22 protein-coding genes are annotated in these 23,037 nt (G+C 73.6%); 16 read left to right on the top strand and 6 right to left on the bottom strand.

The features are described from left to right. Window positions 1–293: 293 nt before the first annotated feature. Entirely contained in the window at window positions 294–2,237 is a 1,944-nt protein-coding gene (locus BXA05_RS00675) for a phosphoenolpyruvate carboxykinase (GTP) (protein WP_083711190.1), read from the bottom strand. A 116-nt stretch (window positions 2,238–2,353) separates the two neighbouring features. Here BXA05_RS00675 and BXA05_RS00670 point away from each other — a divergent pair, with 116 nt between their 5' ends. Further along, complete coding sequence (locus BXA05_RS00670) at window positions 2,354–3,850, top strand: XRE family transcriptional regulator (protein WP_082774183.1); 1,497 nt, start codon at window positions 2,354–2,356, stop codon at window positions 3,848–3,850. Window positions 3,851–3,872: 22 nt separating this feature from the next. Here BXA05_RS00670 and BXA05_RS00665 read toward each other — a convergent pair whose 3' ends face one another. Continuing rightward, entirely contained in the window at window positions 3,873–4,943 is a 1,071-nt protein-coding gene (locus tag BXA05_RS00665; protein WP_061266650.1) for a hypothetical protein, read from the bottom strand. Window positions 4,944–5,105: 162 nt separating this feature from the next. Between BXA05_RS00665 and BXA05_RS00660 the strand changes: the two genes are divergently transcribed. From BXA05_RS00660 to BXA05_RS00605, 12 genes are all read left to right on the top strand, one after another. Continuing rightward, entirely contained in the window at window positions 5,106–6,362 is a 1,257-nt protein-coding gene (locus BXA05_RS00660) for a hypothetical protein (protein ID WP_076403322.1), read from the top strand. A 52-nt stretch (window positions 6,363–6,414) separates the two neighbouring features. Then, window positions 6,415–6,630, top strand: a complete 216-nt coding sequence (locus tag BXA05_RS00655) for a hypothetical protein (RefSeq protein ID WP_043653789.1) — start codon at window positions 6,415–6,417, stop codon at window positions 6,628–6,630. Window positions 6,631–6,810: 180 nt separating this feature from the next. Continuing rightward, the gene (locus BXA05_RS00650) at window positions 6,811–9,156 is read left to right on the top strand and encodes a chemotaxis protein CheA (RefSeq protein WP_170963131.1); all 2,346 of its coding nucleotides are present in this window, start codon (window positions 6,811–6,813) and stop codon (window positions 9,154–9,156) included. Beyond that, window positions 9,153–9,566, top strand: a complete 414-nt coding sequence (locus BXA05_RS00645) for a chemotaxis protein CheW (protein WP_076403319.1) — start codon at window positions 9,153–9,155, stop codon at window positions 9,564–9,566. The genes BXA05_RS00650 and BXA05_RS00645 overlap by 4 nt, the downstream gene beginning before the upstream one ends. A 55-nt stretch (window positions 9,567–9,621) precedes the next feature. After that, window positions 9,622–11,238 carry a methyl-accepting chemotaxis protein gene (locus BXA05_RS00640; RefSeq protein WP_076403317.1) on the top strand — a complete coding sequence of 539 codons (1,617 nt, stop codon included), beginning with the start codon at window positions 9,622–9,624 and terminating at the stop codon, window positions 11,236–11,238. A gap of 48 nt (window positions 11,239–11,286) precedes the next feature. After that, on the top strand, window positions 11,287–12,894 hold the full coding sequence (locus tag BXA05_RS20625; protein ID WP_076403316.1) for a methyl-accepting chemotaxis protein: 1,608 nt from the start codon (window positions 11,287–11,289) through the stop codon (window positions 12,892–12,894). A gap of 64 nt (window positions 12,895–12,958) precedes the next feature. After that, entirely contained in the window at window positions 12,959–14,011 is a 1,053-nt protein-coding gene (locus BXA05_RS00630) for a protein-glutamate methylesterase/protein-glutamine glutaminase (protein ID WP_076403314.1), read from the top strand. After that, window positions 14,008–14,820: a CheR family methyltransferase gene (locus BXA05_RS00625; protein ID WP_043658116.1), complete on the top strand. Its 813-nt coding sequence runs from the start codon at window positions 14,008–14,010 to the stop codon at window positions 14,818–14,820. The genes BXA05_RS00630 and BXA05_RS00625 overlap by 4 nt, the downstream gene beginning before the upstream one ends. Further along, the gene (locus BXA05_RS00620) at window positions 14,817–15,200 is read left to right on the top strand and encodes a response regulator (RefSeq protein WP_021482437.1); all 384 of its coding nucleotides are present in this window, start codon (window positions 14,817–14,819) and stop codon (window positions 15,198–15,200) included. The genes BXA05_RS00625 and BXA05_RS00620 overlap by 4 nt, the downstream gene beginning before the upstream one ends. After that, window positions 15,197–15,667: a chemotaxis protein CheX gene (locus BXA05_RS00615; RefSeq protein WP_076403313.1), complete on the top strand. Its 471-nt coding sequence runs from the start codon at window positions 15,197–15,199 to the stop codon at window positions 15,665–15,667. Before BXA05_RS00620 ends, BXA05_RS00615 begins: the two co-directional genes overlap by 4 nt. Continuing rightward, the gene (locus BXA05_RS00610) at window positions 15,664–16,026 is read left to right on the top strand and encodes a response regulator (protein ID WP_021482435.1); all 363 of its coding nucleotides are present in this window, start codon (window positions 15,664–15,666) and stop codon (window positions 16,024–16,026) included. The genes BXA05_RS00615 and BXA05_RS00610 overlap by 4 nt, the downstream gene beginning before the upstream one ends. A gap of 31 nt (window positions 16,027–16,057) precedes the next feature. Beyond that, entirely contained in the window at window positions 16,058–16,546 is a 489-nt protein-coding gene (locus BXA05_RS00605) for a hypothetical protein (protein WP_021482434.1), read from the top strand. Window positions 16,547–16,760: 214 nt separating this feature from the next. Here BXA05_RS00605 and fliW read toward each other — a convergent pair whose 3' ends face one another. From fliW to BXA05_RS00585, 4 genes are read right to left on the bottom strand one after another with little or no spacing between them, the layout of a single operon-like run. Further along, the gene (gene fliW, locus BXA05_RS00600; RefSeq protein ID WP_021483278.1) at window positions 16,761–17,126 is read right to left on the bottom strand and encodes a flagellar assembly protein FliW; all 366 of its coding nucleotides are present in this window, start codon (window positions 17,124–17,126) and stop codon (window positions 16,761–16,763) included. Continuing rightward, window positions 17,126–17,998, bottom strand: coding sequence for a flagellar hook-associated protein FlgL (flgL, locus tag BXA05_RS00595; RefSeq protein ID WP_241005902.1), 873 nt, complete (start codon window positions 17,996–17,998; stop codon window positions 17,126–17,128). The genes fliW and flgL overlap by 1 nt, the downstream gene beginning before the upstream one ends. A 29-nt stretch (window positions 17,999–18,027) precedes the next feature. Further along, window positions 18,028–19,449 (bottom strand): flagellar hook-associated protein FlgK, encoded by a 1,422-nt coding sequence (gene flgK / locus BXA05_RS00590; protein ID WP_076403311.1) that lies wholly within the window; start codon window positions 19,447–19,449, stop codon window positions 18,028–18,030. Window positions 19,450–19,461: 12 nt separating this feature from the next. After that, on the bottom strand, window positions 19,462–19,950 hold the full coding sequence (locus BXA05_RS00585) for a flagellar protein FlgN (RefSeq protein ID WP_021483253.1): 489 nt from the start codon (window positions 19,948–19,950) through the stop codon (window positions 19,462–19,464). A gap of 205 nt (window positions 19,951–20,155) precedes the next feature. Between BXA05_RS00585 and BXA05_RS00580 the strand changes: the two genes are divergently transcribed. The 3 genes from BXA05_RS00580 (at window position 20,156) to BXA05_RS00570 (ending at window position 22,957) form a co-directional block, all read left to right on the top strand. After that, complete coding sequence (locus BXA05_RS00580) at window positions 20,156–20,956, top strand: sigma-70 family RNA polymerase sigma factor (RefSeq protein ID WP_061266685.1); 801 nt, start codon at window positions 20,156–20,158, stop codon at window positions 20,954–20,956. 151 nt (window positions 20,957–21,107) lie between these two features. Next, the gene (locus BXA05_RS00575) at window positions 21,108–21,971 is read left to right on the top strand and encodes a flagellin N-terminal helical domain-containing protein (RefSeq protein WP_076403310.1); all 864 of its coding nucleotides are present in this window, start codon (window positions 21,108–21,110) and stop codon (window positions 21,969–21,971) included. A 131-nt stretch (window positions 21,972–22,102) separates the two neighbouring features. Then, on the top strand, window positions 22,103–22,957 hold the full coding sequence (locus BXA05_RS00570) for a flagellin N-terminal helical domain-containing protein (RefSeq protein WP_076403308.1): 855 nt from the start codon (window positions 22,103–22,105) through the stop codon (window positions 22,955–22,957). The last annotated feature ends 80 nt before the right edge of the window (window positions 22,958–23,037 follow it).

Below are 23,037 nucleotides of genomic sequence, written 5' to 3'. Positions count from 1 at the left end.
CGCCGCTGTCAGGCACACTTGATGATCGGAGCGCCCGCGGTTCTGGCGAAGAGAATCCACCGTCCCAACTGCGTGGCGGAAAGCGTCACCCGTAAACTGGCCGGCTGGTACGGCCCCAGCCGCCCGAGGCTCGCTCTGGGGGTCACCGTCGAGAACCTCTTTCCCTGCGTACGAACGAAGGTCAGCACCGCTTTTGACGAGAGCAATCGCTGCGTTGCAAGCCGCTGCGACGTCCTACCGCATCAATGCGGGCTCGTGGCTCCCATTCAAACGGGACCGCCTCGCTCGGGCGGCTACCCCCGCCCGAGGCGGTCCCGCAGGCGCGCGAGCTGCGCCCAGAGCTCGTCGGGCACGCGGTTGCCGAAGGTGTCGAAGAACTCCGCGGTCAGCTCGGCCTCGGCGAGCCACTGCTCGGGCGAGACGTCGAACAGGGCGTCGAGGTCGGCGTCGTCGAGGTCGAGGCCGCCGAGCTCGAGCGCGCCGGGCGCGGGGAGCAGGCCGACGGGGCTCTTCACGGCGCCGCTGTCGGTGCGGACGCCGCGCGAGCGGTCGACCTGTGCCGCGATCCACGCGACCACGCGCGCGTTCTCGCCGAACCCGGGCCAGAGGAACCGGCCGTCGGCGTCCTTGCGGAACCAGTTGACCTGGAAGATCTTGGGGCGCTTCTCGGGGTCGAGGGAGGCGCCGACGCGGAGCCAGTGCGCCCAGTGGTCGGCCATGTTGTAGCCGCAGAAGGGCAGCATCGCGAACGGGTCGCGGCGCAGCGCGCCGACGGTGCCCTCGGCGGCGGCGGTCTGCTCGGAGGAGATGGTGGCGCCCATGAACACGCCGTGCTCCCAGCCGTACGCCTGCGCGACGAGCGGGACGTTGGTCGCGCGGCGCCCGCCGAACACGATCGCGTCGATCGGGACGCCGTCGGGGTCCTCCCAGGAGTCGGCGATGGTCGGGCACTGCGCCGCAGAGACGGTGAACCGCGAGTTCGGGTGCGCGGCGGGGCGGCCGGCGTCGGGCGTCCAGTCCTGGCCGGTCCAGTCGATCAGGTGCGCCGGCGGCTCGGGGGTCAGGCCCTCCCACCAGACGTCGCCGTCGTCGGTGAGCGCGACGTTCGTGAAGATCGTGTCGCGCGCGAACGTCTCGACGGCGGCGGGGTTGGTCTCGACGCCGGTGCCGGGCGCGACGCCGAAGAAGCCGGCCTCGGGGTTGATCGCGCGCAGGCGGCCGTCGGGGCCGGGGCGCAGCCACGCGATGTCGTCGCCGATGGTCTCGACGGTCCAGCCGGGGATCGTCGGTCGCAGCATCGCGAGGTTGGTCTTGCCGCACGCGGACGGGAAGGCCGCGGCGAGGTGGTAGGCCCGGCCCTCGGGCGACGTCGCGCGGATGAGCAGCATGTGCTCGGCGAGCCAGCCCTCGTCGCGCGCCATCGCGGACGCGATGCGCAGCGCGAAGCACTTCTTGCCGAGGAGGGCGTTGCCGCCGTACCCGGAGCCGTACGACCAGATCTCGCGCGTCTCCGGGAAGTGGACGATGTACTTCGTGTCGTTGCACGGCCACGGCACGTCCTCGGAGACCGCCCCGGTGTCGTCGACGAGGGGCGCGCCCACCGAGTGCACGGCGGGCACGAACGCGGCACCGGCGTCGATGAGGTCCATGACGGCCGTCCCGACGCGCGTCATGATCCCCATGCTGACGACGACGTACGGCGAGTCGGTGACCTGGATGCCGACCTGGGAGATGGGGCCGCCCACCGGGCCCATCGAGAACGGCACGACGTACATCGTGCGGCCGCGCATCGAGCCCTCGAACACGTCGCGGAGCTCGGCGCGCATGGCCTCCGGCTCGCGCCAGTTGTTGGTCGGGCCGGCGTCGACCTCCTCGCGCGAGCAGATGAACGTGCGCGACTCGACGCGCGCGACGTCGCTCGGGTCGGAGCGCGCGAGGTAGCTCCCGGGGCGCAGCTCCGGGTCGAGGGGCAGGAGCGTCCCGGCGTCGACGAGGAGGTCGGTCAGGCGCTGCTTCTCCGCCGCGGAGCCGTCGCACCAGACGATCGCGTCCGGCTCGGTGAGGGTCGCGATCTCCCGCACCCAGGCGCGCGCGTCGCGCGGACGAGGGTCGGCCGTGCCGCCTCGCTGCCCCGGCGACCGGTCCGTCGACAGCCCGGCGAGGTCGGTCTCGACGTCGTCGAGCAGCGCGGCCTGGCGGGTGCGGCGGGTCTGGCGGGGGCCTGCGGCGGTGGTCATGGGTTCTCCTCGCTCGGCGGGTGGGCGGTGCTGTACCTCCAGCCTCACGCGGAACCGGCGTAGATTTCGCCTCAGAATGCTGTGAAGATTCGTTGATCTTGACGTACTGTCAAGCCATGGCCAGCACGACGTCGTCCAGCCGCCCCGGGGACCGTCCCGAGGCTCAGCCCACGGCCCAGGCGGACCTCATCACGCTCGGTCGGCGCGTGCGGCACTTCCGCACGGCGCGCGGCCTCACCCTCGACGCGCTCGGGGAGGCCGTGGGCACCGCGCCCAGCCTGCTGTCGATGATCGAGAACGGGCGCCGCGAGCCGCGGCTGTCGCTCCTCCAGCAGCTCGCCCAGGCGCTCGACGTCCCGGTCACGGACCTGCTCACGGACGAGCCGCCGTCGCGCCGCGCCGCGCTGGAGATCGCGCTCGACCGCGCCCAGCGCGGCCCGCTGTTCGCGGGCCTCGGGCTGCCCGCCGTGAAGGCGAGCCAGAAGCTGCCCCTGCCGGTGCTCGAGAACCTCGTCGGCCTGCACGCCGAGCTCCAGCGCCGCGCGACCGAGGCCGTCGCGACCCCCGAGGAGGCGCGCCGCGCCAACACCGAGCTGCGCCTCGAGCGCCAGGCGCGCGACAACTACTACCCGGAGATCGAGGCGCTCGCCGAGGAGATGACGCGCAAGGCCGGGTACACCGTCGGCGCGCTCACCCACCGCACCGTCGCGCGCATGGCCGAGCAGCTCGGCTTCACCATCTGGCACGTCGACGACCTGCCGCACTCGACGCGCACCGTCACCGACCTGGAGAACGGGCGCATCTACCTGCCGCCCGCGTCGATCCCCGGCGGCCACGGGCTGCGCTCGCTCGCGCTCCAGGCCATAGCGCACCGCGTGCTCGGGCACGAGCGGCCGCGCTCGTACGCGGAGTTCCTGCGCCAGCGCGTCGAGATCACGTACTTCGCCGCGTGCTGCCTCATCCCGCAGAGCGCGGCCGTCGACTTCCTGGAGCGCCGCAAGCGCGAGAAGGACCTCGCCGTGGAGGACCTGCGCGACGCGTTCGGCGTCACCCACGAGGCCGCCGCGCAACGCTTCACGAACCTCGCGACCGTGCACCTCGGCATCCCGCTGCACTTCCTGCGCGTCGGCGACGACGGCGCGCTGTTCCGGGGCTACGAGAACGACGGCCTGCCCCTGCCCGCCGACGTCACGGGCTCGATCGAGGGCCAGATGGTGTGCCGCAAGTGGGCTGCCCGCGAGGCCTTCACGCGCCGCGACCGCGCGCAGGAGTCGTACCAGTACACGGACACGCCCGCGGGCACGTTCTGGTGCTCCACGCAGACCGGCACGACGACGTCCGGCCAGTTCTCCATCGCCGTCGGGGTGCCGTTCGCCTCGGCGAAGTGGTTCCGCGGCCGGGACACGACGGTGCGGCGGCAGTCGTCGTGCCCGGACGAGTCGTGCTGCCGCCGCCCGGCCGCGGACGCGGCCGCGCGCTGGGAGGACGCGTCGTGGCCCAGCGCGCGCATGCACCAGCACGTGCTCTCCGCGCTCCCGAGCGGCGCGTTCCCCGGCGTCGACGCGACGGAGGTCTACGCGTTCCTCGCCAAGCACGCCCCGCGGGACGCCTGACCGGGCGCCGGGCGAGCGCGCCTCAGGCGACCGGCCGACCCGAGAGCGCCGCGACCTGCCGGTGCACCTGCGCCGTCTCGATCTCCGACCGCAGCGCGACGCGGTCGAGCCCGACGGCGGCCGCCTGCGCGACCGGGCCGAGCACCATGCGCAGGTCCGCGACGGCGTCGAGCGCGGCCCGCCTCGTCGTCGCCCGCTCGGCGCTCGCGGTGACGAGCGACAGCGCGAGCCCGAGGTCCTCGGCGACGAGCTCGCGCGGCGAGAGCAGCGTCGACGCGATGCGCGCGAGCGTGCCGACCTGCCGGCCGAGCTCGCGCGCGGTCGCCCGGCCGCGCCCCAGGCGGGCGGCGCGCTCGCCGAGCTCGCGCGCCACGAGGGCCGACGACGCGTCGCGCAGGTCCTCGACGTAGGTCCGGGACTCGCCCGGCCCGGCGAGGGGCCGGTGCACCCGGTCGAGCGACCACGCCGGGTCGCGCCCCTCGGCGTGCAGATGCCGGTCGAGGTCCACCGCGTCGAGCGCGGCGTCGTCCCCGCCGGCGAGCCACGCCTCGACCCGGGCGACGTCCGCCCGGTCGTCGACGTCGAGCCCGACGGTCGACAGCACGTCGAGCCACGTCCCGGTCGTCACGTCGAACAGCGGGACGAGGTCGTGGTCCTCCGGCCCGGCGGGGCGCACGAACCGGTCGTGCGCCGGGTCGTGCAGCAGGACCCACTCCTGCCCGTCGAGCGTCACCGGGCCCGCCTCGGTGAGCTCCAGCACGACGCGCAGCGCCCACTCGTCGTACGTCTCGCCCCACGTCTCGCCCGTCACCGGGTCGCGCAGGACCCGCGGCGTGCTCAGGCGCTCGGGCAGCCACAGGAGCGGGTGCCACATCGCCTCGGGGCGCACGGTGGTCCACCGCCGTCGGCCCGCGGGCACGGTCCACGGCAGGGGGAGCGGTGACGCGGACAGGGGCGAGAGCAGCACCTCGCCGTCGGCCAGGCCGGCGAACGCCTGCCAGCGGTGCAGGCGGGCCACCGTCTCGATCGCGGACGAGGGGAGCAGGAGGCCCGCTCCCGGTCCGGCGTCGAACGTCCGGCGTCTGTGCTCCACAGGGGTCCTCTCGTCGTGGTGGTCTCCACGCCTATGCGGCGGGGGCGCGCGCCAACCTGCGCGCGCCACCTCGAACGCCGCCCGCCATGGTGTGACGGACATCACAGCGCCGTGGGGCTGCGAGCGGCCGATTTTCGCGCGGGCGCCGCACACACCCTCGCCATGCACACCTCGACCGTCGCCACCGACGTCCCCGCCCCCCGCACCCACGACCGCGCGAGCGACGAGCTCGACCGCCTCACCACCGACCTCGCGCTGCGCGTGCGCGCCGGTGCGCTCCCCGAGCGCGAGGCCCGCATGGCGGTCTTCGAGGCCGTCTTCCGGACCGGGATCATCCCGTCCGAGACGCTGCGTTACTGCCACCGGCACGACGTCGCGCGGTTCCTGCACGACGACATGGTCGAGGCGGCCGTCGACTTCTACACCCGCAAGCTCCTCGACCTCCCGAGCGCCGACGGCGCGACCGGCGACTCGACCGGACGCAACGGCACCAAGTTCTTCGACCTCGAGGTGTTCGCCGACGGCGCGAGCGCGGCCGGCTCCATCCGCCAGGCGCTCGGCGACTACACGCTCATGCACCGCACGCTCCTGCGCACCGTGCGCAGCGCGCGCCGCGTGGGGCAGATCGTGTCGACCGACCTGCTGGAGGGCACGGTCGACGACGAGGGCCGGCTCGCGGGCCTCCTGCACGAGCTCCCGGTCGTCCCCGACCCCGCGACGGACGTCGTCGACGCGGGGCGCTCCGCGCAGCTCGAGCAGCTCTACGAGACGCACGTGAGCGCGGCCGCACGGCAGCGCGGCGTGCTCCGCACGCAGATCGACGCGGGCGCGATCCGCGAGGCGTTCGACCTGCCCGAGCTCGACCGCCCGCTCGACCCGGACGTGCGCGCCCGGATGCTCGGGTGGGTCGAGGAGGACGAGGGCCTCGCACTGCGCTCCGTCGTCGGGCTCCTCGCCCCGACCGACGAGCGCCGGGCGGTCCTGCTCGGCCGCCTCTGGGCCGCGTTCCACCGCGACCGGCTCTCGACCCTCGCCGACCACGAGTACGGCGCCCGGATCGCGGACCTGCTCGTCCGCGACGCGCTCGCCGACCGCGCGCGCCCCGGCCGGCCCGCCGTCTCCCGCACCCGCGTCGCCGTCAAGCAGGCCGTCGCGGGCTGCGGCGTGGACGCGGCCTGGGTCGCCGAGCTCACCGCCGTCTTCCTCGAGCACGAGCACGAGGCGCGCTCCGCGTGGGACCCCGACCGCGGGACCGGCGAGACGACGCGCGACGCGGCGCGCTACCTCGCCGCCCTGACGACGGCCGCGGCGCTGCCCGGCGCCCCGCTGGGCGCGACGCCGCTCGCCGTGCGCCGCGCGCTGGCGGACCTGGTGGCCGCGGCCCGCACGGGTGGCCAGAAGCGCTCGCTCGTCGCATAGGACCTCACGACCACCGACGCGCCTCGCCCGCGAGGCACCGAGAGGAGACCCCATGGCCGCCGTCCCGGCACGCCCGCGCACGACCATCGCCGAACGCTGCGCCCCGCTGAACAAGGAGCTCGCCCGGCGCCGGTCCGGCTCGCCGCTCAACCCGCGCGACGTCCACGAGCTCATCGCCTCGCTGGTCGAGGAGCTCGTCCTGCAGGGCATGACGCGCCCGGAGGCCGCGGGACTCGTGAACCGTGCCGCGCAGAAGGCCACCGCCTGACACGACCCCGGACGACCCGCACCCCACGAGGCGGCAGCGCGTACCGAGAGTACGCCGTGACCGCCCGTGCGAACGGGTCGGCCACCCGGGCACCCGCGGGGGTACCCGGGCCGCACGCCGGACACCGGCGACGAGACAGACACACGCCAGATGTGGCGGGGAGGTACGGACGTGGACGAGATGGACGAGATCGTCCACGAGTTCCTGGTCGAGTCCTACGAGAACCTCGACCAGCTCGACCAGGACCTCGTGGCGCTCGAGAGCGACCCGTCGTCGCGCGCGCTGCTGAGCAGCATCTTCCGCACCGTGCACACCATCAAGGGCACGAGCGGCTTCCTCGGGTTCGGCAACCTCGAGCGCGTGTCCCACGTGGGCGAGTCGCTCCTGTCGGAGCTGCGCGACGGCGAGCGGGCGATGGACCAGCCGACGGCGGACGTGCTGCTCGCGCTCGTCGACACGCTGCGTGCCATCCTCGCGAAGGTCGAGGCCGGTGCCGGGGACGACCTCGACGTCGACCCGATGGTCGCGCGCATCGTCGCGGTCCAGGACGGCACGGCGGCGCCGGAGCCGGACCTCGCGACCGCCGTCGCGGGCGGTACCTCGCCCGACGCCGCGGCCGGCACCGCGCCCGAGACCGACCCCGAGACCGCTCCCGAGCCGGAGCCGGAGCCGGAGCCCACGCCCGCGGCAGGCCCCGCGCCCGAGCCGGCTCCCGCACCCGAGCCGGCTCCCGCGCCCCGGACCGCCCCGGTGCTCGCCGCCGAGCCGGATCCCGCGCCCGCCGTCGGACCGGCGCCCGCGCCCGAGCCGGCACCCGAGCCCGAGCCGCACACCCGCAACGCCGCGGACGGCTCGATCCGGGTGGACGTCGACCTCCTGGACACGCTCATGCGGCAGGTCGGGGAGCTCGTGCTGGTGCGCAACCAGATCGACCGGATCGCCGGCGCGGGCGAGGACCAGGAGACCAAGCGGTCCGCGCAGCGCCTCAGCCTCATCGCGTCCGAGCTGCAGGAGGGCGTCATGAAGACGCGCATGCAGCCGATCGAGCACGTGTGGTCCAAGATGCCGCGCGTCGTGCGCGACCTCGCGAAGATGCTGGGTCGCGACGTCCGGATCGAGATGACGGGCGGCGACACCGAGCTCGACCGCTCCCTGCTCGAGGCGGTCAAGGACCCGCTGACGCACCTGGTGCGCAACGCCGTCGACCACGGGATCGAGGCGCCCGAGGACCGGCGCCGGGCCGGCAAGCGGCCCCAGGGGCTCGTGACGCTGCGCGCGTACCACTCGAACGGCCAGGTCGTCGTGGAGATCACGGACGACGGCGCGGGCATCGACCCCGAGAAGGTCGGCCGCACCGCCGTGGCCAAGGGGCTGCGGACGGCGGGCGACGTCGCCGCGATGGCCCCGTCCGAGCTGCTCGACCTGCTGTTCCTGCCCGGCTTCTCGACGGCGGCGAAGGTCACGAACGTGTCCGGGCGCGGCGTCGGGATGGACGTCGTCCGCACGAACATCGAGGCGATCGGCGGCTCGGTCGACGTCGAGTCGACGGTCGGGACCGGGACGACGTGGCGCATGCGGATCCCGCTGACGCTCGCGATCATGCCCGCCCTCACGGTGATGTGCTGCGGCGCGGTCTACGCGATCCCGCAGGTCAGCCTCCTGGAGCTCGTCGCCCTCGGCGACCAGCACGGCGAGATCGAGCACGTCGGCACCGCCCCCGTCTTCCGGCTGCGGGGCACGCTGCTCCCGCTGCTGTCGCTCTCCGAGGTGCTCGGGCTCGACCCGGAGTCCGAGGGCCGCGTGATCGCGGTCGTCGAGGCCGACGACCAGCGCTTCGGCGTGATCGTCGACCGCGTCCTCAACATGGAGGAGATCGTCGTCAAGGCGCTCGCGAACCGCCTCAAGCAGATCGGCATGTACTCCGGGGCGACGGTGCTCGGCGACGGCGGGGTGGCGCTCATCCTCGACCTCCAGGCGATCGCCCGCAAGGTGCTCACGTCGGACGCCGCGGACATGGCCCGTGCGTACGCGCAGGACACGACGGAGAGCGCCACGACCGTCGAGCAGATGCTCGTCGTCGGGGCGGGCGACCGCCGCGTGGCGATCCCGCTCTCCGCGGTGACGCGGCTCGAACGGATCCGCGCCGCCACGATCGAGCAGGTCGGCTCGCGCGAGGTGCTCCAGTACCGCGGCGCGCTGCTGCCGCTCGTCCGGCTCGACCAGCTCCTGGGCGCGGCGGGCGGCCCGCCCGCGGACGAGCTCGACATCGTCGTGTACACCCGCGCGGGGCGCAGCATCGCGATGGCGGTCACGGAGATCTTCGACATCGTCGAGGACGACGCGCGCCGGCGCAGCGACATCGACGGCCACGGGCTCACCGGGTCGACCGTCCTCAAGGACCGCGTGACGGAGCTGCTCGACGTCCGCAGCGCCGTCCAGGCGGCGGACCCCGGCTTCTACGACGACCTCGACCCCTTCGACGACGCGACGGCCGAGAACGACCTGTCGCTGGCAGGTGCCCGATGACCACGCAGCAGCTCGTGACGTTCACGCTGGCCGACCGGCTCTGCGGGATCCCAGTCGACCGCGTCCAGGAGGTGCTGCCGGGCCGCGCCCGGACGCGCGTTCCGCTCGCGCCCGACGACGTCGGGGGCCTCGTCAACCTCCGTGGCCAGGTCGTGCTGTCGGTCGACCTGCGGCGACGCCTCGGCATGGTGGCCCACGAGGGCGACCAGATGATGGTCGTCGTCTTCGTCGGCGACGAGACAGTGAGCCTGCTCGTCGACACGATCGGCGACGTGCTCGAGGTCGACGCCGACCAGTTCGAGACGCCGCCCCAGACGCTCCCCGAGGAGCTGCGCGCCGTGATCCGCGGCGCGTACAAGCTCTCCGACCGGCTGCTGCTCGCGCTCGACGTCGACGCCGCGGCGTCCTGAGCCCGACCGGCTCGCCCCCTTCCTCTTCTCGTCCCCACGTCCCCAGGAGCTCCTCATGTCCACGCTCGAGACCCCGCGGCCCGCCGCGCGCCGGCGTCGCTTCGCCGACTTCTCCGTCCGCACGAAGATCCTCACCGCGCTCGGCGTGCTCGCCGTCGTGCTCGTCCTCGTCGTGGGGTTCGCCCTGCAGAGCCTGCGGTCGACGTCCGACGACACGGCGTCGGTCGCGAGCGTCGCGAGCTCGCTCCTGCGCAGCAACGCGGAGGTGGACCACGGTGCCCAGGAGGCGTGGCGGCTCACCTACCAGTACGACATCGTCCAGGGCGAGGCCCGCGAGCAGACCGTGGAGCAGATGGCCGCGACGGACGCCCTCGTCGAGGAGCAGATCGGCGTGATCGACGCGGTGCTGGCCGCCGACGGGGTGGACGAGCCGAACTGGAACGCGTTCAAGGCGAGCTGGGCCGAGTGGCTCGCCTTCCGCGACGCGACGCTCATGCCGGCCGTGGAGGCCAAGGCGGTGACGCCCGAGATCCAGGCGGCCAACGACGAGATCATCGAGTCCTACCGGACCTCGCTGGCGGCGTCCGGCGACGCGGTGTACGCCTACCTCGACACCGTCGCGGACGACGCCGCGGCGAAGGCCACGCGGGCCTTCCTCCTCATGATCGTCGTCGCCGCCGTCGGGCTCCTGCTCGCGGTCGTCGTGGGCGTGCGTGTCGCGAACGGCATCCGGCGCTCCGCCGGCACGGTCCAGCACGCCCTCGGCGCGCTCGCCTCGGGCGACCTCACCGTGCGCGCGCAGGTGGAGGCCCGTGACGAGCTGGGGCAGATGGCTGCGGCGTTGACGAGTGCGCAGGAGAACTTGCGGGGGATCATCGCGGAGGTGGCGGGGACGTCGGAGGCGGTGGCTGCGGCGACGGAGCAGCTGTCTGCGGCGGGTGCGCAGTTCTCGGCGTCGTCGGACGAGACGGCGGCGCAGTCGGGTGTGGTGGCGTCGGCGGCGGAGCAGGTGTCGCAGAACGTGCAGACGGTGGCTGCGGGTGCGGAGGAGATGGGGGCTTCGATCCGGGAGATCGCGCAGAACTCGAACGAGGCGGCGAAGGTGGCGAACAAGGCCACGGAGCGTGCTGCGGCGACGAACGAGACGGTGCAGAAGCTGGGGACGTCGTCGCAGGAGATCGGTGACGTGATCAAGGTGATCACGTCGATCGCGGAGCAGACGAACTTGTTGGCGTTGAACGCGACGATCGAGGCGGCTCGTGCGGGTGAGGCGGGCAAGGGGTTCGCGGTGGTGGCCAGCGAGGTGAAGGAGCTGGCGCAGGAGACGGCGAAGGCGACGGAGGACATCGCGCGTCGGGTGGAGGCGATCCAGGGGGACACGGTGGGTGCGGTGGAGGCGATCGGGGAGATCGCGGACATCATCGGGCGGATCAACGACTACCAGCTGACGATCGCGTCGGCGGTGGAGGAGCAGACGGCGACGACGAACGAGATGTCGCGGGGGGTGCAGGAGGCGGCGACGGGGTCGAGCGAGATCGCGGGCAACATCACCGGCATCGCCGCCGGCGCCTCGTCGACGGCTCAGGCCGTCGAGCAGATGAACGGATCGATCGCCGAGCTCGCGCGCATGGCCGCCGAGCTGCGCGGACGCGCCTCCCGGTTCACCTACTGACCTGCTGACCCCCCGACACCCACGCACCCACGCGGAGAGACGACCACGATGACCACGAACCAGCAGCAGGACGCGCCCCGACGCCTTTGGGGGGACCGCCCCGTCCTCGTCAAGATCCTCACGTCGGTCCTCGTGATGGTGGTGGTGACCGCCGTCATCACGGCCGTCGCGCTCGTCTCGATGCGCCAGCTGCGCTCGGACGCCGACGAGATGTACCGCGGCAACGTCACGCCGCTGCAGCAGCTCACGGAGATCCAGCGCGCCTTCCAGGGTGACCGCGCCCGCGTGGTCCAGTACGGGATCGCGGACGCGGAGACCCGGGCGAGCCTTCTCGACGAGCTGGTGGAGCGCAAGGTCGACCTGGAGGCCCAGATCGAGGCGTACCGTCCGAACGCGGTGAGCCAGACCGACGTCGACGCGCTCGTCGCCGCTTTGGGCGCGTACTACGCGGCGGCCGAGGGCGAGCTGTTCCCGCTCGCGGACGCGGGGGACACCGCGGGCTTCGCCGCGTACTTCGACGACACCGTCCGCCCCCTGACGACGGGGGTCCTGGACGCGATGCAGGTCGAGACGGTGTCCCAGGGCGAGCAGGCGGCGGAGCTCGCCGAGGAGACGGACACGCTCGCGGCACGGGCGCTGCTCGCCACGATCCTCGTCGCGGTGCTCGGCGCCCTCGCGGCGACCGCGCTGTCCTACGTCGTGGCGCGCGGCATCGCCGTCCGGATCGGTGCGGTGTCGAGGAGCCTGACCGCGCTGGGCGACGGCGACCTCACGGTGCGTGCGGAGGTGGTGGGTCGTGACGAGCTGGGGCAGATGGCTGCGGCGTTGACGAGTGCGCAGGAGAACTTGCGGGGGATCATCGCGGAGGTGGCGGGGACGTCGGAGGCGGTGGCTGCGGCGACGGAGCAGCTGTCTGCGGCGGGTGCGCAGTTCTCGGCGTCGTCGGACGAGACGGCGGCGCAGTCGGGTGTGGTGGCGTCGGCGGCGGAGCAGGTGTCGCAGAACGTGCAGACGGTGGCTGCGGGTGCGGAGGAGATGGGGGCTTCGATCCGGGAGATCGCGCAGAACTCGAACGAGGCGGCGAAGGTGGCGAACAAGGCCACGGAGCGTGCTGCGGCGACGAACGAGACGGTGCAGAAGCTGGGGACGTCGTCGCAGGAGATCGGTGACGTGATCAAGGTGATCACGTCGATCGCGGAGCAGACGAACTTGTTGGCGTTGAACGCGACGATCGAGGCGGCTCGTGCGGGTGAGGCGGGCAAGGGGTTCGCGGTGGTGGCCAGCGAGGTGAAGGAGCTGGCGCAGGAGACGGCGAAGGCGACGGAGGACATCGCGCGTCGGGTGGAGGCGATCCAGGGGGACACGGTGGGTGCGGTGGAGGCGATCGGGGAGATCGCGGACATCATCGGGCGGATCAACGACTACCAGCTGACGATCGCGTCGGCGGTGGAGGAGCAGACGGCGACGACGAACGAGATGTCGCGGGGGGTGCAGGAGGCGGCGACGGGGTCGAGCGAGATCGCGGGCAACATCACCGGCATCGCCGCCGGCGCGCAGGAGAGCGCCCGGTCGATGGAGCAGCTCAACGTCGCCGTCGGCGAGCTCGCCCACGTCTCCGAGCTGCTCGACGCCCAGGTCTCCCGGTTCCGGCTCTGAGACCGCCGGCCATGACGCCCACACCCCGCGCGGCCGGCGCGCGCCGCGCCCGAGGAGGTCGGCGATGATCCGCGTGCTCGTCGTCGACGACTCCGTCGTGATCCGTCGCCTCGTCGCGCAGACGCTCGACCGGGACCCCGAGATCACCGTCGTCGGCACGGCGGCCGACGGTCGCCTCGCCCTCGCGAAGGTCGAGCAGCTCGATCCCGACGTCGTCACGCTCGACATCGAGATGCCCGTCATGGACGGCATCGAGACGGTCCGGGCGCTCCGCGCGGCCGGCCGGCGCATGCCCGTCGTGATGTTCTCGACGCTCACCGAGCGCGGGGCGGCCGCGACGCTCGACGCCCTCACGGCCGGAGCCACGGACTACGTCACCAAGCCGAGCGGGAGCGGGTCGGTCCAGACCGCGCTCGAGCGCGTCGGCCTGGAGCTCACGCCGAAGATCAAGGCGCTCGTCCCGCGCGCGCCCGCCGCCCCGACGGCGCGGTCCGGTGGGACGACGACCGCGGTCCGGCGTCCCGCCCCGGCCCGACCGGTGCGCGCGGTCGTCGTCGGCTCCTCCACAGGCGGGCCGGAGGCGCTGCGGACCGTGCTGTCGTCCCTGACCACGCCGCTGCCCGTCCCGATGCTCGTGGTCCAGCACATGCCGCCGGTGTTCACGCGGCAGCTGGCCGAGCGCCTGGACCGCGCGGGGCCCACGACCGTGGTCGAGGCCGCCGGCGGCGAGGTGCTCCGTCCCGGTCACGCCTACCTGGCGCCCGGCGGCCGGCACCTCGAGCTCGGCCGCCAGGGCACGGGCCTGACGACCCTCGTCACGGACGGGCCGCCCGTCAACTTCACGCGCCCCGCCGTCGACGTCCTGTTCCGCTCCGCGGTCCGCACGCTCGGCGGCGACCTGCTCGCCGTCGTCCTCACGGGGATGGGCTCCGACGGCCGCGACGGTACGGGCGAGATCGCCCGCGCCGGCGGCCACGTGCTCGCCCAGGACGAGCAGAGCTCGGTCGTCTGGGGCATGCCGGGTGCCGTCACGACCGCGGGGCACGCCCACGCGGTCCTTCCCCTCGACCAGGTCGCCCGCGCCATCGTCGGTGCGGCCGAAGGAGCGCACGCATGACCGTCTCGACCCAGTCGTTCGCCTACGTGAGCGACCTGGTCCGCAAGCACAGCGCGATCCAGCTCGCGCCGGGCAAGGAGTACCTCGTCGAGGCCCGGCTCGGGCCGCTCGCGCGCGAGAAGGGCCTGCAGGGCCCCGACGCCGTCGACAGCTACGTCCGCCGCTACCTGCGGGGCGGCTCCCCGACGGAGACCGTGCGCGTCGTCGAGGCCATGACGACCAACGAGACGTCCTGGTTCCGCGACACCTCGCCGTTCACCGCCCTGCGCCGGGCGATCCTGCCGGAGCTCGCGGGCGCGGACCTCAGCATCTGGTCCGCGGCGTGCTCGACCGGCCAGGAGCCGTACAGCATCGCGATGGTCCTGCGCGAGGAGCGGGTGCGGAGCTACCGGATCCTCGCGACGGACATCAACGCGCAGGTCGTCGAGCGGGCCCGGACGGGCCGCTACAGCCAGCTCGAGATCAACCGGGGCCTGCCCGCGCCCATGCTCGTGCGCAACTTCCGGCGCGTGGGCGCCGAGTGGGAGGTCGACCCGGCGCTGCGGGAGAACCTCACGTTCCAGCAGCACAACCTGCTCACGGCACCGCCCGGGCCGCGGATGTTCGACATCGTCTTCCTGCGCAACGTGCTCATCTACTTCGACATGCCGACCAAGCAGTCGATCCTCGCCCGGCTCCGCAGCCGGGTGCGGCCGGGCGGCTTCCTCCTGCTGGGGGCCGCCGAGACCACCGTCGGCGTCGATCCCGCGTGGGAACGGGTCGACGTCACGCAGGGCTCCATCTACCGACTCCGAGGAGGCAGCGCATGAGAGCGCTGATCATCGACGACGCCCGCGTGATGCGCCGCATCGTCGCCACGACGCTGAGGGATCTCGGCTTCGAGACCGCCGAGGCGGGTGACGGACGCCAGGCGCTCGACCTGCTCGAGGCGGGCGAGCGCTTCGACCTCGCGTGCGTCGACTGGAACATGCCGGTGATGGACGGGCTGCAGTTCGTGCAGGCCGTCCGCGCGCGCCGCGAGTGGCGCGACCTCACGCTCATGATGATCACCACGGAGTCCGAGCAGTCGCGCATCGTGCGCGCGCTCGCCGCCGGTGCCCACGAGTACCTCATCAAGCCGTTCACGCCGGACGCACTCATGGGCAAGCTCGACATGCTCGGGCTCCTGCCGACCAAGGAGCTCGCATGATCGACACCCGGGACACGCTCACCCAGAGCGTCCTGCCCATCGCCCAGGACCTCTTCGCCGCCATGGTCGACGGCGAGCCGGGCCTGCTCGAGCCCGTCGACGCCCTCGGGGCGCCGATCCCCGACCCCGTGCACGCGTGGGTCGACATCGTCGGCCCGACCTCGTGGCGCACGCTCGTCGTGACCGCCCGCCCGACAGCGGACCGCATCGCGCGCGCGCTCCTCCAGCTGGGCGACGACGAGACCGTGGGCCTCGACGACGTGCGCGACGCGCTCGGCGAGGTCGCCAACGTCGTCGGCGGGAACCTCAAGGGCATGCTCGACGGCGGCTCCTCGCTCACCCTGCCCGTGGTCGACACCACGGGCCCGGCGGTCGCGCGGGCGGCCGACCACGCGCAGGCGCTGCTGTGGCGCGGCGAACCCCTCGTCATCTCGTTGTGGACCTCGAAGGACGGAGAACAGCTGTGAGAGTCGTCGTCGCGGACGACAGCCGCGTGATGCGGCAGATCGTCGTCCGGACCCTGCGCCAGGCCGGGTTCAAGGACTGGGAGATCCTGCAGGCCGGGGACGGCGCCGAGGCGCTCGCCCTCACCCAGGCGGAGCAGCCGGACCTCGTGCTGTCCGACTGGAACATGCCGGAGATGAACGGCATCGACGTCCTGCGCGCGCTGCGCGCCGCGGGGTCGACCGTGCCGTTCGGTTTCGTCACGTCGGAGGGCTCGCCGCAGATGCGCGAGCTCGCGGACGCCGAGGGCGCCCTGTTCCTCATCGCCAAGCCGTTCGACGCGGACACGTTCGAGGACGTCCTGCGTCCCCACGTCCGTTGACCCGACGCACGTCCCCCCGGAGGAGCCCCCTGTGACCACGACCCCCCTGCCCGAGCTCAAGGAGATCCGCGACCTGTACGCAGGACTGGTCGGCCGCGGGTGCACGGCCGTGCGCGCGAGCGCGCTCCTGACGCCCGAGACGCGGCCGGGCGTCATCGCCGCGACCTACGTCAGCCACCGGGCGCAGGTCGAGGCGGTCGTCGCCGTCGACGTCCCGCTCGGTGCCCACCTCGGCGCCTCGATCGGCCTCGTGCCGCCCGGCCCCGCCCAGGACGCGGCGGCCGAGGGCACGCTGAGCGACGTCCTGCTCGAGAACCTGTCCGAGGTCCTCAACGTCACCGCCGCGCTCTTCAACGCGGAGGACGCGCCGCACCTCAAGCTCGCGGAGGTGTTCGACTCGACGCGGGGGCCGCTGCCCGGCGCGCCCGTGTCGTTCCTGCGCAGCACCGGTCGCCGGCTGGACGCGGAGATCGAGATCGCCGGCTACGGCGGCGGGGCGCTGACGGTGGTCCTCGCCTGACGGCGACGGGACCGACCCGTGCGGAGGCCGGGCCGGGGGCGCACGCCCCCGGGCCCGGCCTCTCGTCGTCCCCGGCCCGGTGCTCGTCCCCGGTGCCCGTCCCGGTGCGCGTCCCGGCACCGCACCGCACGGCACGACGACGGACAGCCACCCCGGTGCCGTGAGCGGCGCCGGGGTGGCTGTGGTGGGGGTGGGGACGCGGTCGTCCGCGACGTCAGGCGGTGACGAGGGTCCGTCGCAGGTCGAGCCCCTGGCCGTCGAGGACGGACTGGACCGCGGCGCCCGTGTCGGGGTGCACGAGCACCGGCGCCATGAGGTTCGCGTGCACGCCGCCGGCGCGCACGCTCGCGACGACGAGCACGAGCGGGTCGGTGTCCTCGGCCCCGATGCGCGCGAGGTCGGACGACGGGATGGCGGGGGAGTAGCCGGGCACCCAGCGGCCGGGGTCGAGGACGAGCATCTCGACGCCCGGGGTGTCGAGCGCGGACAGCGTGTAGACGCCGTCGCCCTGCTCGGTGAGCAGCTCGAACCGGCGGGCCGCGAGGCCGGGAGGCGGGGTGACGAAGGTGAGCGTGGTCATCAGCGGAGGTAGTCCAGGAGGGAGGGCTGCAGGAGGGTGGCGCCGATGCTCAGGGTCGCCTGGTAGGCGACCTGCTTGAGCTGGAGGTCGATCGCGAGCTCGGCGAGGTCGACGTCCTCGATGGCGCCGCGGCGCGTCTCGAGCGAGGTGCGGTTGCCGAGGTTGGTGTCGGCGGCGCGCTCGAGCTGGTTCTGGCGCGCGCCGACGGTCGTGTGCTGGGTGAGGACCGCGTCGAGCCGCGCGTCGACGGCGGCGAGATGGCTGCCGCTCCCGTTGCCGGCCCGCAGGTCGGCCGCCACGGTGTCCAGCAGCGCGAACACCGAGCCGGACCCGGTGCCGAAGACGGCGGCGCCGTCGATGTCGACGCGCACCGTCGAGTCGACGCCGATGCGGCGCTCGACGGACGCCCCGCCGCCCGTGAACGAGTAGTCGTCGCGGAACGCGACCCCCTCGTCCGAGGTCCCGGCGAAGACGGTGCGCCCGAGGTACGTCGAGTTCGACTGGCGCAGCAGCTCGTCGCGCAGCTCCACGAGCTCTGCGGCGACGGCCTCCCGGCCCTCCGTCGACGTCGTGTCCGACGCGCCCTGGAGGACGAGGTCGCGCACCCGCTGGACGATGTCGGTCACGGTGCCGAGCGTCGAGTCGAGCGTCGCGAGCCAGCCCTCGCCGTTCGCAATGTTGCGGTCGTACTGCTGCTCGGCCGCGAGGCGGCCGCGGATCGCGAGGGCGTCCGCCGCGGACGACGGGTCGCTCGAGGCGCGCGTGAGCTTGCGCCCCGAGGTGCCCTGCTCCTGGAGCTCGGCGATCCTCGCGAGGTTGGACTGCAGGCTCCTCGTGACGTACGAGGCCTGCATCTGGTTGGTGATGCGCACGGTTCTCCCCTTGCGGACCTGGTCGTGGGCTACAGCCCGACGCGGCCGGTGCGGTTGATGAGGTGGTCGAGCATCTCGTCGACGGCGGTGAGCACGCGGGCCGCGCCCTGGTAGGCGTGCTGGTACTGCATGAGGTTCACGGTCTCCTCGTCGAGCGAGACGGCGGAGTGCGAGAGCAGGTCGCTGAAGGCCGCCGTCGACGCCGTGGTCGCGAGCTTCGCGTCGTAGCCGGCGGAGCTCGACCTCACGGCGAGCTGCGTGACGTGCGTCGACCACACCGCGTCGGGACCGCCGCCGGCGCTCCCGAGCGCGGCGATGCGGTCGGCCACGGACCCGTCGAGGGATCCCGCCCCGACGGCGGCGGTCGCGACCTGGCCGGGCGCGGTCACCGCGACCCGCAGGCCGGCGCCCGCGGACCTGCCGGGCTCGATCGCGAAGAACGCGCCGCCCGGCGTGCCCGACGGCGTCAGGCCCGTCGTGTGCAGCGCGTTGACCTGCGTGACGAGCGCCGACGCGAGCGCGTCGTAGCCCGCCGCGGCCTGGGCGTAGATCCCGCCGGACGACACCGGCGCGAGTGCCGACAGGTGCCCGGCGAGCTCGCCGCCCTCGAGCCCGACGGCCGCGCCCGGGCGGTGCGACCACTCGAGCCGCACCGCGTCGTCGGCCGCGCCGTCGAGCGTCGAGGACCCGACGAGCCGGACCTCGTTCACGTGGTGGCCGTCGACGAGGAGGTTCCCGCCGAGGAGCACGTTGACGGTGCCGTCGGGGTTCGTGCTCGTCTGGGCGCCCGCGAGGCGCGCCAGGTCGGCTGCGAGCTGGTTGCGCTGGTCGACGAGCTCGTTGGCGGAGCCGTTCTGGCCGGAGGCGTCGAGGATGCGCGTGTTGAGGGCGGCGATCTTGTCGGCGACCGTGTTGATCTCGGCCACGAGCGAGCCCGCGCTCGTGCGCGCCTGGCCCCACGCGGCCTCCACGCGGGCGCGGCCGTCGACGATCCGGTCGACGACGGCGCCGGCCTCCTCGACCACGACCCAGGCCTGGGCGTCCTTGCCCGGGGAGTTCGCGGCGTCCTGCCACGCGCCCCAGAACGACTGCAGCGCGGCGGACAGCCCGGTGTCGGAGGGCTCGCCGTGGATGTCCTCGACGGCCGTGAACGCCGCGGCGCGCACGCTCGCGTACCCGTCGGCGGACGCCGTCTGGCGCACGCGCGACTCGAGGAAGAGGTTCCCGAGCCGGGCGACGCCGTCGATCGACACGCCTTGGCCGGACCGCGCGGACTGCGAGAGCCGCCCCAGGCCCATCTCGGTGAGCGGGGCCGTGGCCGACTGCTGCACGCGCTGGCGCGTGTAGCCCGGCGTGTTGACGTTGGCCACGTTCTGACCGGTGACGTCGATGCCCGCCTGGGCGGCGCTCATGCCCCGGAAGGCGGTGTTGAGGATGGAGAACGAGCTCATGGGCGGGACTCCTTACAGCACCGTGTCGAAGAGGCGGGCGACGTCGGACCGGTCCGTGGTGGCGCCGGTCGCGTCGTAGGTGCGGGGCTCGCCGCCGAGCGTCGCGAGCGTCTCCTGCGTCGAGCGCGACGCGTGGTTGACGAACTGCGTGTTCGTGTCGCGGACGGTCTTGATCCGCACCGTCAGCTCCGTGAGGCCCGTGAGGTGGCCCTCGAAGATCTCGCGCCAGGGCCCCGCGGCCGGGGCGGCCGCGGCGATCTCCCGCAGCGTGGCGTCGGGCGCCAGGCCCCACTCGGCCGCGACGGTCTCGGACGCGACGGTGCGCACGAGGGTCGCCTCGCGCACCTTCTCCATCACGGTCTCGACCTCGCGGTTCGCGTGGGCGAGCCAGCGGGTGCGGCCGGCGGTGAGGAGCAGCTGCTCCTCCTCGAGCTTGAACAGCAGCATCTCGAGCAGCTCGCGCTCTCGCCACAGCAGGGTCGACAGCTCCTGAGGGCCCAACGTGGCTCTCCCTTGTGTGCGCGGTGGTCGGTCGGGACGGCGGGCAGCGCCCGCTCGAGACCCACTGTCGGCACGCGCGGCGCGCATGTGGCGGCTGATCCCCGCGCCCGCTGCATGGGAGAGGTCAGGACGCGGTGCCACCGCGTGCCTCACCCGCGTCTCCCGGTGCCGTACCGGGCCCGCCCCAGCAGAAAGGTGCTTCGGCGTGAACCTCTCCGAGCGCAACGCTCTCGTCGTCGACAACCTTGCCCTCGTCGGCTTCCTCGTCTCCGACCTGTGCGCGCGGGCCGACCACCTCTCGCGCGAGGACCTCGCGTCGGTCGGCGCGGTCGCCCTCACCACGGCGGCCACGAGCTTCGACCCGACGCGCGGCGTGCCGTTCGGCGCGTACGCGCGGCGCCGCATCGTGGGGGCGCTCGCCGACGAGCTGCGCTCGCAGGACTGGGCCCCGCGCTCGGCGCGCCGCCGCATCAAGGCGCTGACGGCCGTGACGGCGTCGCTCACCGCGTCCCTCGGCCGCGAGCCGACCGACGCGCAGGTTGCCGAGGCGATGGGCGTCGCGGTCGCGGACGTGCGCGCGGCGCGGGACGACGCCGGGCGCTCGATCGTGGCGATGGAGGACACCACCTACGACCACGTCGCGCTCGAGGCGCCGACCCCGGAGGAGCAGGTCCTGTCCGTCGAGGAACGGCACGTGGTGCGCGAGGCGGTGGCCGCGCTGCCGGACCAGCTGCGGCACGTCGTCGAGCAGGTGTACTTCGCGGGGCGCAGCGTCGGCGAGCTCGCCGCCGAGCTGGGGATCAGCCACTCGACCGTCTCGCACGCGCGCATCGAGGCGGTCCGCCTGCTCCGCGAGGGGCTCGAGGCCCACTACTCGGGCCGCGAGGCGAAGGGCCCGGCCGCGCCGCTCACGGCCCGCCGGCGGGAGTACCTCGCCGCGATGGGCGAGCGCGTCGCGGGCGGTGCCACGCAGCGCTCCGCCTGGGCGGTGCCCGCGGCGTCGTGACCCGGGCCGCGACGGCGTCGACCGGCGTCGGTCGACGTCGGCCACCGTCGGGCCGCGGCGTCCGACAGTCCCCAGGAGCAGGCCGGTCGAGGTGACGGGCCGGTACCGGACGAGCCGGCCCGCCCGGGCCGCGCGGGACAGGAGCGCACGCATGGGTCTCTCGATCGTGACGAACGTGGCGGCGGCGACGACGTACCGCCGCCTCGCGACGACGCAGCGCGAGCAGGGCGCGTCGGCGGAGCGGCTCGCGTCCGGCCTGCGGATCACCACCGCCGCGGACGACTCCGCGGGCCTGACGACGGCCGAGGGCCTGCGGGCCCAGGCGAACGGGAGCGCCGTCGCGCAGCGCAACGCGGCGGACGCGGTCGCCATGCTCGAGACGGCGGACGGCGCGCTCGGCGGCATCCAGAGCATGCTCCAGCGCATGCGCGAGCTCGCGCTCCAGGCCGCGAACGACACGAACGGGCCGGACGCGCGCGCCGCGATGGAGGACGAGCTGTCGGCGCTCGCGCGCGAGGTGAGCCGGACCCACAACGAGTCGGCCTTCGCCGACCAGCTCCTCCTCGCGAGCGAGCCGACCGTGACCTTCCAGGTCGGTGCCGAGGGGGACGCCGCCTCGACGATCGCCGTCCAGCTCCCGCGCGTGACGTGGGCGGTGTCGTCGGTGCTCGTCGCGGGCGACGGCGACCTGCGCGTGAGCCTGACCGGCGCGGGGTACCCCGAGCTCGCGCACATGACCTCGCGTGCGGCGGTCGAGGCGATCGACCGCGCGATCTCGCGCGTCTCGGAGGAGCGCTCGCGCATGGGCGCGACGATCAACCGGCTCGACCACGCGGCGCGCGTCGCGGGCAGCACGGGGGAGAACCTGCGCGCGGCGGAGTCGCGGATCCGGGACGCCGACCTCGCCCAGGAGCTGCGCGACGGCGCCCGCCTGAACGTGCTGGCGCAGGCGGGGACGGCGATGCTCGCGCAGGCCAACCAGGCGCCGTCGTCGGTGCTGCAGCTCCTGGGCTGAGCCCCCGAGGCTCCCGAAAAGTGATGCAGGTCACTGACCACGAGGGGGTGGTGGCTGCCGAGAGTGCTCGGTGACCGGCCCATGGATGGGCTGGGGGATCATCCACTCGCCCGTCTCACGGAGGACTCATCATGGGCTTCAGCGTCAACACGAACGTCTCGGCACTCAACACGTACCGGAACCTCACGAGCACCCAGAACAGCCAGAGCAAGTCGCTGGAGAAGCTGTCCTCGGGTCTGCGGATCAACCGTGCGGCGGACGACGCCGCGGGTCTGTCGATCGCCGAGGGTCTCAAGGCCCAGGTGAACGGTTACAGCGTCGCGGCGCGCAACGCGCAGGACGGCATCAGCGTCGTGCAGACGGCGGAAGGTGCGCTGGGTGAGGCGCAGTCGATCCTGCAGCGCATGCGCGACCTGTCGGTGCAGGCGGCGAACGACACGAACAACGCCGACGCGCGCACCGCCATCAAGTCGGAGCTCGACGAGCTCGCGGACGAGCTCGACCGGATCGTCGACTCGACGAACTTCAACGGCATCGACCTGCTCAAGGCCAGCGCGACCGACCTCACGGTCCAGGTGGGCGCCGAGGGCACCGGTGACGGCAACACCATCACCATCGACCTCACCACCAACGACCTCCAGACGGTCCTCGAGGCGGGCGTGTACAACACCGCGGGCGGCAGCTCCCTCACGGTGAACACGGCGGCGAACGCGCAGGCGGCGATCGAGACGATCGACACGGCGCTCAAGGCTGTGTCGACGGCTCGCTCGGGCCTGGGTGCGACGCAGAACCGCCTGGAGTACGCGATCTCCAACATCAACGTCGCGACGGAGAACCTGACCTCCGCCGAGTCGCGCATCCGCGACGTCGACATGGCCAAGGAGATGATGAACTACTCGCGCACCAACATCCTGTCCCAGGCCGGCACCGCGATGCTGGCCCAGGCGAACCAGGCCAGCTCGGGAGTCCTCCAGCTCCTCGGCTGACCCTGACGGCCACCCGGCGGGCGGCACGGACCGCCCTCCGCGCCGTCCGCCGGGTCTTCTCCGCACCACGTCCCCAGCAC

The sequence above is a fragment of the Cellulosimicrobium funkei genome, assembly GCF_900155925.1.
GTDB lineage: Bacteria > Actinomycetota > Actinomycetes > Actinomycetales > Cellulomonadaceae > Cellulosimicrobium > Cellulosimicrobium funkei.
The sequence above is the reverse complement of the archived record's forward strand: the minus strand, read 5'-3'. Positions and strand labels throughout refer to the sequence as shown.